Raw genomic sequence first — 12,487 nt, 5'->3', positions numbered from 1 at the left:
TGTTGTTACACGACCGGGAAAGGGCTATCCCATGAGTGCTGTTCGCGCCACCCCCCTCCAGCGGCCCCGCCGCCACACCCTCTCGCGACTCGTGGCCATCGCTGCCGTTGCGGCGATGTCGACGTCCGTGGTCGCCATCGGCCAGGCGCCGGCGGCGCACGCCAGCAAGCGCACCACGGCCTACAGCTACACGGCCTTCTCCTACGGCACCAAGGTCATGGCCGCCGCCGGTGAGCTGCGCTCGGGCCGTACGGCGCCCAGCTGGGTCGGCTGCACCCGCCAGGCCGGCCAGACCAGGACCAACGAGGTGCTCGGCGTCGACGCACCCAACAACAACCCGTTGATCGGCCTCGGTGCGATCACCAGCCGGAGCACGACGTTCAAGCGCGTCAAACAGGGCATCGCCGGCGGCACGACCAGCACCTCGCGGATCGCGTCGGTCCGCCTCGGCAACCAGGACCAGCAGGTGCCCTCGCCGCGTCTGACCATCACCGGGCTGACCACCACCGCCACGGCGTGGGCCACCAACGACGGCAGGCTGCACGCCTCCACCGACTCCCAGCTCGTGGACATCGCCCTGGTGATGCCTGCGACCGGCACGCCACTGGACGACGGCCTGTCGGACCTGCTCGACCTCGTCAACAAGCAGGTCGCGCCGACGTTCGACCAGCTGCTCGCCCTGCTCAAGCAGAACGGCGGAGCCATCGACATCCCGGGCCTGGGCAAGCTCCAGCTCGGCTACTCGCGCACCAACGTGGGCGCCCACCAGGCGGCCGCCGTGGCCCTCTCGCTGCAGGTCACGCTCTACGGGGTCGACGGCAGGCCGGGCGGGGCAGACGACTCGACCCTCAAGATCGGCCGTAGCTTCGCCCGGGTCCGCGACAACTCGATCCAGCCTCCCGTGATGCGCGGCGGCGGCTGGGCAGCCGAGGCCGACCTGGTCGGCGGGACGGCCCGGATCGGCGACATCGTGCCGCAGCTGCTGCCGTGCCAGGGCACCGACGGCCAGACCCGGACCACATCGCTGGCCTCCGCGTCGATCCCGGGGGTGGAGATCGCCGGGCTGCAGGCCAGGGCCAACGGGCGGGTGGCCAGCAAGGGCCAGGTGCGCGTGTGGACCGAGGGCAAGGTCGCCCACGTCGCTCTCGGTTCCGGCAACATGGCGCTGAGCGTCGACGGCATCGTCGGACGGGTCAACCTGGCCACCGACCGTGACGGCCGCGTCGTCCGGCGCGACATCGACGGCACGATCCCGGGCGTGCTCACCTTCCAGGGCCAGTCCTACACGCTGCCCCTGGGAGCCGCACCGGCACTGCCGGCCGAGCTGGCGCAGCTGATCAGCATCGAGACCGGGGTCACCGACCGCTCGATCCGGCGCGGGATCAGGGTCACGGCCCTGCGGATCACCGTGTTGAGCGGTACGGCGGCCGGCACGGTCGTCAACCTGGGCAACGCCAAGGCCATCGCGCTCGGTGACTGACCTGGGGAGCTGAGGCAACTCATCGGGCGACTCGCCCGTCACAGCTTGGAGGGGGAGTTCCAAGTCGCATCACCCTAGAGCCGGTCCCGGGCCCCCACCCCGGGACCGGCTCACTTGTGCGCCGGGACCAGCCGCTTGGCGTAGCAGCGGTTCTGCGGCGACCACGCGTAGTGGCCGAAGCCCGCGATGGGCGTGTAGCCCGAGGACTCGTAGAGCGCCATCGCCTCCGGCTGGGCGGTGCCCGTCTCGAGGACCATCACCTCGGCCCCGGCAGCCGCTGCCGTCTCCTCGAGGTGAGCCAGCATCCGCCTGGCCGCACCGATCCCGCGAGCCCGCGGGACGACGTACATCCGCTTGATCTCCGCGCAGTGCATCGAGCCGAGCGCCTCGACGTCGTCGCGTCGGCGCCAGGCCCCGGTCGCCACCGGCTCCCCGTCGCGGTAGCCGACGTAGAAGGCGCCACGCGGTGGCTCGAACTCCTCGGCGTCGACGGGGGTGTTGTCGGCGCCGCCGTAGCGCACGACGTACTCGGCCTGGACCTCGGCGACGAGCCGCTGCGCGTGCTCGTGCGACAGCGAGACGCGGGCGATCGTGTGCATGATGGCCATCAGTGAACTGACACACTAAGCCCCGTGAACGACGCTGCTCTCACCATCCCCGCCGACCTGCTGCCCGCCGACGGACGCTTCGGGGCCGGCCCGTCCAAGATCCAGACCTCGCACCTCGACGCGCTGGCCGCCACCGGCGCCTCGCTGATGGGCACCTCCCACCGCCAGGCGCCCGTGCGGCAAGTGGTCGGTCGGGTCCGTGACGGTCTGGCCGCGCTGTTCTCGATGCCCGACGGCTACGAGGTCGTGCTCGGCAACGGCGGCGCGACGGCGTTCTGGGACGTCGCGACCTACGGGCTGATCCGTGAGAAGAGCCAGCACCTGACGTTCGGCGAGTTCTCCGCCAAGTTCGCGAGCGCTGCCAAGGCCGCGCCGTGGCTGTCCGACCCGTCGGTCATCAGCAGCGAGCCCGGCTCGCGTCCGGTGTCGGTCGCCGAGGAGGGCATCGACGTCTACGCGTGGGCGCACAACGAGACCTCCACCGCGGTCATGGCGCCGGTCGTGCGTCCGGGAGGTACGTCGGCAGACGAGGCTCTGGTCCTCATCGATGCCACCTCGGGCGCCGGCGGCCTGCCGGTCGACCTCGCCGAGACCGACGTCTACTACTTCGCCCCGCAGAAGTGCTTCGCCTCCGACGGTGGCCTCTGGATCGCGATCATGTCCCCGGCCGCCATCGAGCGCGTCGGGCAGGTCAAGCAGAGCGGTCGCCACATCCCGGCGTTCTTCGACCTCGACACCGCCATCACGCAGTCGCGTCTCAACCAGACCTACAACACCCCTTCGGTCGCCACCTTGTTCTTGATGGCCGAGCAGCTGGACTGGATGAACGGCGAGGGCGGGCTGTCCGGCATGGTCGAGCGCACCACCGCCTCCTCCGACGCCCTCTACGGCTGGGCCGAGAAGACGTCCTACACCACCCCCTACGTCGCCGAGCCCGACCACCGCTCCCTGGTGATCGGCACCATCGACTTCGACGACGCGATCTCCGCCGACGCCATCGCCGCGACCCTGCGGGCCAACGGGATCGTCGACACCGAGCCCTACCGCAAGCTGGGCCGCAACCAGCTGCGCATCGCGATGTACCCCGCCATCGACCCGGCCGACGTCGAGGCGCTGACGTCCTGCATCGACTGGGTGGTGGAGAGGACCGCCGGTTGAGGAAGGCGCGCCAGCGCAACCTCCTCAACCAACAACAACCCCCGCTGGTTGAGGAAGGCGCGCCAGCGCCTGTCTCGAAACCTGGTGAGTGATACGCGCTCACCGGGTTTCGAGACGGTTGCCAGCGCAACCTCCTCAACCAGCGATCAGCTCTGCTTCTTCACCAGGTGCAGCAGCCGGTCGTTGGTGTCGGGGTTCGTGGTGATCATCGCGTAGCGGCGCGAGCCGTGCCTGCCGTGCAGGACGAAGACGAACCTCTTCTCGGTGCGGTCCTCCAGCTCCCACCAGCCCGTGTCGGCGATGAGCTTGTGCTCGTCGGTGTACGTCGCGTGGTCGAGGTCGTGGTCGCCGACCTGCACCGCAAGGCGGTCGCTCCGGTAGTCCGTCGGCAGACCGCGCGGCACGGCCCACGACTTGAGCACGCCGTCCTCCTCGAGCCGCAGGTCGAAGTGGGGTGCGGGCTTGCGGTGGTCGTGAAGCACGAACACCGGCCCTGCGGGTTGTCGGCGATCAGCCATCCAGCGCGGCCTTGATGGCGTCGTAGGTCGCCTGGTCGAAGGCGACCAGCCGAGCCTCGGTGACCGACGTGGGCGCCGAGCGGAGCGTGTCCACCGCGGCCGCGATCGCGTCGTCCTTGGGCCAGGCGTAGGCGCCCGCAGAGACCAACGGGAATGCCACCGTGCGCGCACCCAGCTCGTCGGCCACCTCGAGCGCACGGGAGTAGCAGGAGGTCAGCAGGGACCGGTCCCGCTCGCCGCGACCGTAGTTCGGGCCGACCACGTGGATCACCCACTGGGCCCGCATCTGCCCCGCAGTGGTCCAGCCGGCGTCTCCGGTGGCCAAGCCCTCAGGGAACCGACGACGACAGTCCTCCAACACCGCCGGCCCACCGGCCCGGTGGATCGCACCGTCCACTCCCGCGCCCCCGCGCATCGCCCGGTTGGCGGCGTTGACGACCGCGTCCACCTCCTGGGCGCTGATGTCACCTCGCACGACCGTCACCTCGACCACGAGCTCACTCCTTCAGCAGCTTGAGCACCGCGCGCTCCAGCGCGGCCTGCTTGGCGTCGGCGGTGCGATAGGACCGCTTGGTCGCCACCTCGATGGTGCGCCCCTCCTCGTAGGCGTCGAGCACCCGGGGGTCGACGTAGGCCGACCGCGCCAGCGCGGGCGTGTTGCCGAGGTACTCCGAGACCGCCTTCATCGTCGCCACGACCGCGCGCTTACGGCCGGTCCTGGTCGGGGCCACCCCGGCCTCGGCGAGCGTCGCAGCGGCGATCACCGTCGCGTGCCACGTACGGAAGTCCTTGGCCGTGGCCTCCATGCCCGTGGTCCTCCCGACGTACTGGTTGACGAGCGACGAGTCCACCGGTCGCCAGCGCCTGCCGTCCTTCCACGCGAGCAGGCGGTCGTCGCCACCTCGTCTGCGTCGCATCACCTCCAGCGCCTCGACGGCGCCCGGGTCGTCGATGGTGATCGTGTGCTCGATGCCGGACTTGCCGGTGAACCGGAAGACCAGGGCCTGGCCTACGCGGCGCACGTGACGGCGCTCGAGGGTGGTCAGGCCGAAGCTGTTGTTCTCCTCGGCGTACTCCTCGTTGCCGATCCGGAAGTAGCCCAGGTCCAGCAGGCGTACGGCGACGGCGCAGGCGCGCTCCTCGGTCATCCCCTCCGCCCCGAGGTCGACCAGCACCTGCTCGCGAGCCTTGGACAGCGCCTTGCCGAAGACCAGCATCTTCGCGAACTTCTCGCCGTCCCGACGGGTCCGCCAGTCGGGGTGGTAGAGGTACTGACGCCGCCCGGCGTCATCGGTGCCCACGGCCTGCAGGTGCCCGTTGGGCCACGGGCAGACCCACACGTCGCGCCATGCCGGCGGGATCACCAGGTCTTTGACGCGCTGGGCATCCTCCGGCGACAGCCTCCCGCCGTCCTGGTCGAGGTAGACGAACCCCTTGCCGGCGCGGCGACGCGTCCACCCGGGTACGTCGGGGCTGCTGCGTCGGAGCCTCACCATGGCGACACCCTAGGCACCAGCCTGGCCGCACCACCTCGCCCGAAGGGGCGACGCTGGTGGGCTGGCTGGTGGGCTGGCTGGTGGGCTGGCTGGCACGCTGGTACCCGTGCGCAGGTTGGTGCTGGCCGCGGAGCTGAGCCTCGACGGATTCCACGTCGGCGCACAGGCCTCCGACGAGGAGCTCGCCCGCTACCAGCGCCGAGTGGTGCAGAAGGCTGGCGTCCATTTGCGCGCGCCGGAGCTGGGCATCGGGGAGATCGTCGCCTTGCTGTCGGAGGGCGGCGACGAGGAGTTGGCACCGGTCGTCGTCGAGGGCGACCCGGAGCTCTGCCGGGAGCTGGTCGGGCGCGACCTCGTCGACGAGTACCGGCTCACCGTGCACCCCTTCGTCCTCGGCGAGGGCGAGCGGCTGTTCACCGGCGCCGCCCGGCTGCTCAACCTCAGCACGCGGCTGTTCGCGCAGGGCCAGGTCGCCTACACCTTGGCGCCGGAGGACAAGTACCGCGACCACCCGCCGCCCTACCCCTGGTCGACGTCCGGGTCGGGCTCCGGCTCAGCGGGGCCGCAGGGCGCGGGCCACGACGATGACGATCCCGAGTCCCAAGACACCCCCGAGAGCCCAGCCCCAGGCTGACCGGTCCTCCGGCGCCGCCTCCGGGAGCTCGCGCCCCTGCCGGGTGCCGGGCGGGAGCGTCGGGCTCGGGCTGGGGCTCGGGCTCGGGCTGGCCGAGTCGGGGGACGGCGTGGACGTCGGCTGCGGCCGCATCGCCCGGCGTACGGCGGCGGGCAGCGAGATCCGCAGCACCGGCGCGCGGATCCCCTCGGAGGAGACGTAGATGGTGCCGTCGGCCGCGACCGCGACGCCCTCGCCCTGCTCCTGCTGCGGCAGACCGAAGCGGCCCACTTCCTCGAGGTTGGGCCAGGAGTAGACCGCTGCCTGGCTGTAGTTGCGCACGATGATGTGCCGCCCGTCAGGGAAGAATGCCGCGTCCGTCGCGATGCCGAGGACGGGCCCGATCTCCTGGAGCTGGTTGGGCTTGCGCGGGGACAGTCGCTCCGGTGCGGCGTAGACCGCGCCACCCAGCACGCCCTTGCTGATCACGTAGAGGCGACCCGTCGCCGGATCGGCCAGCAGCGACTCGGCGTCGCGCGGACCATCCGGATAGAGGAGCTCATAGGACGGCACGTCGACGTCGGCGTCCTGTCGGCCGATGGGCACTCGCGCGACCGAGACCGAGTCGCGCTTGGCGAGGTTGTCGCCGATGTCGCCGACCCACACCTCGCCGCCGCCAGCGGGCGCCAGCGCCTCGACGTCCGTGGGGTCGGCCGACCAGCTAGTGACGCCGGCTGTCTGCCCGTTCGACGGGTCGACGGCGAAGATGCGACCGGAGTCACCGGAGTCGTTGGTGGTCACCAGCAGTCCGTCGACCACGGCGAGGCCGCTGGACTCGACGATGGCCGGGTCCTCGAACCGGGTGACCACGTCGCCGCCCATCGCGTTGCCGGACACCAGCGTGCCGATGAGGAAGGGCAGAGCGGTGATGCCGTAGACGAAGCGCTCAACCATGGGACAGGAGCTCCGCGAGCTTGGGGCGGATCTCCCAGGTGGCGACGAGGTCGTCGTACTCCTTGCGCACCGCACCGCCGGAGACCGGACTCCCCGTGCGCACGGCGCGGAGCAGGGTGTTGCGCGGCGTGTGCTTGCTCTCGACGAACTGCATGACATCGACGCGGTAGCCCTCGATGCGCAGCAGGCTCGCTCTCACGGCGTCGGTCAGGGTGTCGGCGAACCTCTCGCGGAGGATGCCGTGCCGGGTGAGCATCGCGTAGGGCTGCGGCGTCGGTGTCTTGCGCAGCTGGGTGGCGATGTCGTGATGACAGCACGGTGCGGCCAGCACCAGCGGTGCCTCCCACGCCACAGCGCGGGCGAGCGCGTCGTCGGTCGCGGTGTCGCAGGCGTGCAGGGCGAGCACGACGTCGGGTGGCGGGTCGATGGCCACCTCCGCGATAGCGCCGACGACGAAGTGGGCTGGCATGCCCAGCCCGGTGGCGAGGGCCGCGTTGTGATCGGCCGACTGCCGGCGTACGTCGACGCCGGTCACCTCGACGGGCAGCTCGCGCACGTGGGTCAGGAAGCGCTGCGCTGCCAGCGTGAGGTAGCCGTTGCCGCACCCCAGGTCGGCGACCCGCAGGGGCTCCTCGACACTCGGGCGACGCAGGTGACCCTTGTCGATCGCGTCGGTGATCGACGCGTCGAGGATGCGCAGGAACTCCTCGACCTGGCGGTACTTCGCCTGGCGGCTCGGCTTCATCCGCCCCTGGTGGTCGGAGAGCCCGAGCGCCACGAACACCGGGTCGTCCTCGGCCAGCAACCGCCCCTTGTCACGGTCGTGGTCGCGGCCGGCCCGGACCTCGTCACTCCGTTGTGCCGTATGCAGCAGCGCCTCGCCCTTCTTGGTCACCCGCACCTGGTGGGACTGCGTCGTGGTGTCGACGTGCCAGTTGCCGAACGGCTCGTCGAGCAGCGCGTCCACGGCCTCGCGGGCATCCTCACCGAGGGCGTGGTTGGTGGTGTGCGCCTGGCGTTCGTCGTACGCCGTCACCTGCAGGTGGCGACCGACCTTGAGGTCGACGTAGCGCAGCTCGACCCTCCGCCACCGAGGCTCGTGCCCGCGGCGGCGTCCTGAGGCGACGGCCCGCACGAGCGCCTCGGGGTCGAGGATCTCCTGGCGCAGCTGCGCGAGGGCGCGGAGCAGAGGTTGGGTGGGCATGGTCTCGAGCTTCTAGAAGAGGGCGGCGATCAGGACGACCAGGAGGAGGGCACCCAGCGCGACCGGGATGATGAGACGTCGGTGGCGCGGGTTCACCGGTCGAGTCTAGGTGTCAGGTGGTTCTCGACTGCCTCGCTGGAAAGGCACGCACCGTGACTTGTTATTCGAACATATGTTCGATATCATGGCGGAGTGGATCTCGGGCCCATGGACGACCTCGACGCGGCATCGACGCTTGCCGCCGCGTCCTGCGCGACGAAGGCCCGACGTGCGGCTGAGGTCCAGGACCTGCTGGTGATCTCCCACTGGGCCGCCCTGCACGGGAGCGACCCGCGCCGCGGCCCTGGCGGTGAGCGGATCGAGTCGTTCGGCAATCGCCTGATCGACGTCGGGGGCGATGGCACTCCCCTGGTGCAGGAGTTCTGCCTGGGCGAGCTCGCCATCGCCCGCGAGACCGGCGCCGTGGCCACGGGTCGAGCCATGGCCGACGTTCTCGACCTCGAGCACCGACTCCCCCAGGTGTGGCGACGCGTGCTCGACCTGGAGTGCGAGGTGTGGGTGGCCCGCAAGGTCGCCACGATCTCCCGGTCGCTGCGCCGCGAGCAGGTCGGGCTCGTCGACGACGCCGTCGCTGCCGCGATCGGCGGCGAGACGCCCGGGCGCGTGATCTCGCTCGCCGAGGCCAAGGTCATCGAGGCCGACCCCCACGCCCACTCCCAGCGCATCGCAGACGCCGAGCAGCGCAAGTTCGTCCGCCTGTCCCGTGCCGACGCCAACGGTCTCAAGACCGTCGTCGCTCGCGTCACGGCCGGTGACGCCGCCTGGGTCGATGCCACCGTCGAGCGGGCCGCCGACCTGCTCGCCCCTCAACACCCAGACCTGCACCGCGACGAGCTCAGGGCCAAGGCGTTCGGCCTGCTCGCCAGGCCCACCGAGCTGCTCGAACTCCTACTGTCGGGCGTCGAGGAGAGCGAGCCGCCCGATGACCTGTGCCGCGCGCTCGCCTTCCCCGCCGACCTCCTCGACTCGCTGCGCTCGGTCGACCCTGCTCGGTTGCGCCCCCGCGCGAATCTCTACGTCCACCTCCACGAGGCGGTCGGTGCCGGCATCGTGCCGGGCGTTGCCCGCGTCGAGGACGCTGGCCCGCTGCTGCCGAGTCAGCTCACCGAGCTGCTCGGCAACGCCTTCGTCAACGTCCAGCCCGTCATCGACCTCAACGACGACGTGCAGGTGAGTGCCTACGAGCACCCCGAGGCGCTCAAGGAGCGCACCTGGCTCGGCTCCCGCGGCGACGTCTTCCCCTTCTCCACCGGCTCGCAGACCCGCAAGGTCGACTTCGACCATCCCGTGCCCTTCGACCCTCTCGGCAGACCCGGCCAGACCGGCACCCACAACTCCGGACCACTTCGCCGCCGACATCATCGATGGAAGACGCTCGCGGGCTATCAGGCGCGGCAGGTCGGACCCGCCGCCTACCTCTGGCGCACCCCCCACGGTCGCTACTACCTCGTCGACTCCCTGGCACCCTCGAAGTCGACACCGAGGCGGGCGACATCGTCTTGGACGGGCCGCAAGAGAGCGAGCCCGGCGTGTGGCCGCTTGTCTCCGCAACGTTGACCGTGGCCTAGGCACCTAGGGACCCGCTTACCTGCCCGACGCTGAGGTATGGAGCACGCAGGCGATGTCGGGTCACTGAGCGAGCCGACAGGCTTTCCGGGAGCCCCGGAACCCCAGGCTCGCGAGGACGCCGTCATCGAACACTTGGACGGTCATTCGCAATGTCGTGCGATCGACCTTCCGCCGCAAGTGGGCAGTGTCGAAACTGAGCCCTCTTGGCAGGTCGAACCCAAGGCCAGTCCCGCGATCGCCGACGGTCCAGCCAGTCGCGACCAGGCGACGGATGATGGCTTTGTAGCCCCGGGCCGTGGTCGCAGTGACGCTCGGGTCGAAGTGACTCGCGTCCATGCCCGGGCGCGTTGCGGTCCATTGACGACCCGCAGTGAGATCGAAGAGCTCGCCGCTGTCGATGCTGCACGGCGTGACCCTGGCGACGCCCTCCGCCTTGAGTCCCGGGAGTCCGCCCAGGGCGTTAAGGTCGTCGACGCCCGGAGACACAGCCTTCCTCCATTCGGAGACCACGGCCTGATCAACAACGATCTCGGGCTCGCCCGTGGAGGGGTCCCGGAAGTCCACGACGCCGCAGCCCCCCAGACAGACAAGCGCAAGCCAGGTCACGGCGATGGCTTCGACCACCTTCGCCCGCTTCCTCACGATCGGTGACCATACCTCGACCCACACGGCGACATGGTGCTGCCCGAGGCCAGGCGCCTGGGTCGAGGCACCTCCCGCCGCCAACGGCTTGCGGTACCGACCCTGGTGGTCTTCGGGCGGCACGACCCAGCACGTTGCGCCACACGGGCCGCACGTGCCACGGCTAGACCCTCCGCCGCTCCCCCGCCTGAAGAGCAGCGTGCACGACGTCGAGCACCGGCCGACTGCCGTCGGTGATCTCGCGCCTCGGCACCCACTCGACCAGGTCGGTGGTGCCGTCGACCTCGACGACCTTCGGCACCGCGTCGGCGTCGATGCGCGCGGCGAAGACCAGGGCGACGGCATGGAAGTCCTCGTAGCGACCCGATGGCGCCGTGCCGCTGAAGTGCTCGTCATGCACGAGCAGCAGCTCTCCGACGTCCGGGGTCATCCCGCACTCCTCCTCGACCTCACGCACGAGGGCGTTCGCGGGCCGCTCGCCGTGGTCGATACCGCCGCCAGGCAGGCTCCACGACCCGGTGTGGAAGCCCTTGGCGGAGAACCGCACCAAGAGCACGTCGCCGTCGCGCGGGTCACCGCGCGTCACCAGCGCGTAGGCACCGACGCGCTGCATCCGGTAGGGAGCCCAGTCGGCGAGCGCCTGCTGCACCAGCGGGACCGTGGGGATGGTGCCGTCGAGCACGTCGGCGAGCGGATGCCACGCCGTGGCCACGGTGGAGCCGTCGACCTCGACGACACGAGGCTGGGGTGCATCGGGCGCGACCCACGCGTCGTACACGATGCGCAGCGCGTGGTAGTCGGAGCGCCGGCCGTCTCGGCGCACGCGGGCCTGATGGGCGGAGTACACCCGCGCCTGCTCTCCCACGAAGGCGTCGAGCCCGGTCTCCTCGGAGATCTCGCGGATCACCGCGTCACGCGGGTCCTCACCGTGGTCGAGGCCGCCGCCGGGCAGCGTCCACTGCTCGGTGGGGGTGATCCACGGCGCGAGCTTGCACAGCAAGATGCGCTCGTCGCGCACGATGACGGCGTACGCCGCCACGCGTTGCCGTCGGGGCAGGGCCATGCCGTTCACGATAGGTGCGGCTCACGCGCCGATCGGTCGGGCCGCGCGGGTCACTGCGGCTCTATGGTTCTCGCGATGACGCAGCAGGCACAGCCCAGGCTCGGGCAGAAGACCCGGGATCCGTGGCTCGACAACGCCAAGATGGTGCTGGTCACCATCGTGGTCGTCGGCCACATGGTGGTGCTGGTACCAGGCGGTGACGAGCAGTCCCGCATGTACGACTTCATCTACTACTTCCACATCCCGGCGTTCGTGCTGGTGACCGGGTACCTCTCGAAGTCGTTCCGCTACAGCCGACGTCATCTGTGGGCGCTGCTGACCACGCTCGTCGTGCCGTACGTCGTGTTCTCGTGGCTGATGATCCACTGGCGCGAGACCCTCGACCAGGTGCCGCCCGGGCTCGAGTGGTTCCAGAACCCGCGATGGCCGATGTGGTACCTCGTGGCCACCGTGATCTGGCGGCTGCTGACCCCTTTGCTGAAGGTGCACTGGCTGATGGTGCCGGCGTCGGTCGCGGTCAGCCTGCTCGCCGGGCTGACCAACCAGGAGCTCTTCGACCTCAACCGGACGATGGGCTTCTTGCCGTTCTTCGTGATCGGGCTGCACCTCAAGGCCGAGCACCTGGCGCTGCTGCGTCGCCGGTTCGTGTGGGTGGCCGGCATCGTGGGCGTGCTGTTCTTGTGGTGGCTGGCCGCTCGCACGGACCGCTACTGGGCAACCCAGTTCCTCTACTTCCGCGCCTCCTACGACGAGCTGGGCTACAGCGCCGGCGACGGCATCTGGATCAGGGCGCGGTTGATCGTCGTCGCGCTGATCGGTTCGGCGTCCGTGCTGGCTCTGGTGCCGCACGGCCGCAGCTTCCTGACCAAGATGGGTGCGTGGAGCCTGGTGGTCTACCTCTGCCACGGGTTCGTCGTCCGCTACCTGGAGTACCGCGGGTACGAGGACTGGATGCCCGGCACCAGCTGGTGGTCGGTGGTCATCACGGTCGCCACGGCCCTCGCGCTGGCCCTGTTCTTGGCCTCGGAGCCGATCGCGCGGGCGCTGAACTACGTCGTGGATCCCGTCAACAGCATCAGCAAGCTGGCCCGTGCTCGCCGCCACTCGTCATCCGGGTGAGAC

At 70.3% G+C, this 12,487-nt stretch carries 13 protein-coding genes; 5 read left to right on the top strand and 8 right to left on the bottom strand.

The genetic code is table 11. The annotated features are described in order from the left end of the window. Positions 1–31 precede the first annotated feature (31 nt). Positions 32–1,480, top strand: coding sequence for a choice-of-anchor P family protein (locus ISU10_RS02215; RefSeq protein WP_194694737.1), 1,449 nt, complete (start codon positions 32–34; stop codon positions 1,478–1,480). A 110-nt stretch (positions 1,481–1,590) separates the two neighbouring features. Here ISU10_RS02215 and ISU10_RS02210 read toward each other — a convergent pair whose 3' ends face one another. Continuing rightward, positions 1,591–2,088 carry a GNAT family N-acetyltransferase gene (locus ISU10_RS02210; protein WP_228499271.1) on the bottom strand — a complete coding sequence of 166 codons (498 nt, stop codon included), beginning with the start codon at positions 2,086–2,088 and terminating at the stop codon, positions 1,591–1,593. 24 nt (positions 2,089–2,112) lie between these two features. On the opposite strand from ISU10_RS02210, the gene serC reads away from it, so the two are divergent. Then, positions 2,113–3,246, top strand: a complete 1,134-nt coding sequence (gene serC / locus ISU10_RS02205; protein ID WP_194694736.1) for a phosphoserine transaminase — start codon at positions 2,113–2,115, stop codon at positions 3,244–3,246. 146 nt (positions 3,247–3,392) lie between these two features. On the opposite strand, the gene ISU10_RS02200 is transcribed toward serC, so the two are convergent. From ISU10_RS02200 to ISU10_RS02190, 3 genes are read right to left on the bottom strand one after another with little or no spacing between them, the layout of a single operon-like run. After that, complete coding sequence (locus ISU10_RS02200; RefSeq protein ID WP_194694735.1) at positions 3,393–3,764, bottom strand: DNA polymerase ligase N-terminal domain-containing protein; 372 nt, start codon at positions 3,762–3,764, stop codon at positions 3,393–3,395. Then, positions 3,757–4,257 carry an O-acetyl-ADP-ribose deacetylase gene (locus tag ISU10_RS02195; RefSeq protein ID WP_194694734.1) on the bottom strand — a complete coding sequence of 167 codons (501 nt, stop codon included), beginning with the start codon at positions 4,255–4,257 and terminating at the stop codon, positions 3,757–3,759. Before ISU10_RS02195 ends, ISU10_RS02200 begins: the two co-directional genes overlap by 8 nt. A 4-nt stretch (positions 4,258–4,261) precedes the next feature. Continuing rightward, on the bottom strand, positions 4,262–5,260 hold the full coding sequence (locus tag ISU10_RS02190) for a DNA topoisomerase IB (protein ID WP_194694733.1): 999 nt from the start codon (positions 5,258–5,260) through the stop codon (positions 4,262–4,264). A gap of 106 nt (positions 5,261–5,366) precedes the next feature. On the opposite strand from ISU10_RS02190, the gene ISU10_RS02185 reads away from it, so the two are divergent. Further along, positions 5,367–5,894, top strand: a complete 528-nt coding sequence (locus ISU10_RS02185; protein ID WP_370864583.1) for a dihydrofolate reductase family protein — start codon at positions 5,367–5,369, stop codon at positions 5,892–5,894. Here ISU10_RS02185 and ISU10_RS02180 read toward each other — a convergent pair. Together ISU10_RS02180 and ISU10_RS02175 are read right to left on the bottom strand one after the other, a co-directional pair. After that, positions 5,814–6,827, bottom strand: a complete 1,014-nt coding sequence (locus ISU10_RS02180) for an esterase-like activity of phytase family protein (protein WP_194694732.1) — start codon at positions 6,825–6,827, stop codon at positions 5,814–5,816. The two genes, ISU10_RS02185 and ISU10_RS02180, sit on opposite strands and share 81 nt — an antisense overlap. After that, positions 6,820–8,031 carry an SAM-dependent methyltransferase gene (locus ISU10_RS02175; RefSeq protein ID WP_194694731.1) on the bottom strand — a complete coding sequence of 404 codons (1,212 nt, stop codon included), beginning with the start codon at positions 8,029–8,031 and terminating at the stop codon, positions 6,820–6,822. Before ISU10_RS02175 ends, ISU10_RS02180 begins: the two co-directional genes overlap by 8 nt. Before the next feature lie 192 nt (positions 8,032–8,223). Between ISU10_RS02175 and ISU10_RS02170 the strand changes: the two genes are divergently transcribed. Then, the gene (locus ISU10_RS02170; protein WP_194694730.1) at positions 8,224–9,648 is read left to right on the top strand and encodes a hypothetical protein; all 1,425 of its coding nucleotides are present in this window, start codon (positions 8,224–8,226) and stop codon (positions 9,646–9,648) included. 72 nt (positions 9,649–9,720) lie between these two features. On the opposite strand, the gene ISU10_RS02165 is transcribed toward ISU10_RS02170, so the two are convergent. Then, on the bottom strand, positions 9,721–10,302 hold the full coding sequence (locus tag ISU10_RS02165) for a hypothetical protein (protein ID WP_194694729.1): 582 nt from the start codon (positions 10,300–10,302) through the stop codon (positions 9,721–9,723). A 163-nt stretch (positions 10,303–10,465) separates the two neighbouring features. Beyond that, positions 10,466–11,365, bottom strand: coding sequence for an NUDIX domain-containing protein (locus tag ISU10_RS02160; protein WP_194694728.1), 900 nt, complete (start codon positions 11,363–11,365; stop codon positions 10,466–10,468). Between the two features lie 75 nt (positions 11,366–11,440). Here ISU10_RS02160 and ISU10_RS02155 point away from each other — a divergent pair, with 75 nt between their 5' ends. Continuing rightward, positions 11,441–12,484, top strand: a complete 1,044-nt coding sequence (locus tag ISU10_RS02155) for an acyltransferase family protein (protein WP_194694727.1) — start codon at positions 11,441–11,443, stop codon at positions 12,482–12,484. Positions 12,485–12,487: the final 3 nt, after the last annotated feature.

Source organism: Nocardioides agariphilus, assembly GCF_015352445.1.
GTDB classification, from domain to species: Bacteria; Actinomycetota; Actinomycetes; order Propionibacteriales; family Nocardioidaceae; genus Nocardioides; species Nocardioides agariphilus.
This window is presented reverse-complemented; position numbering and strand designations above follow the sequence as displayed.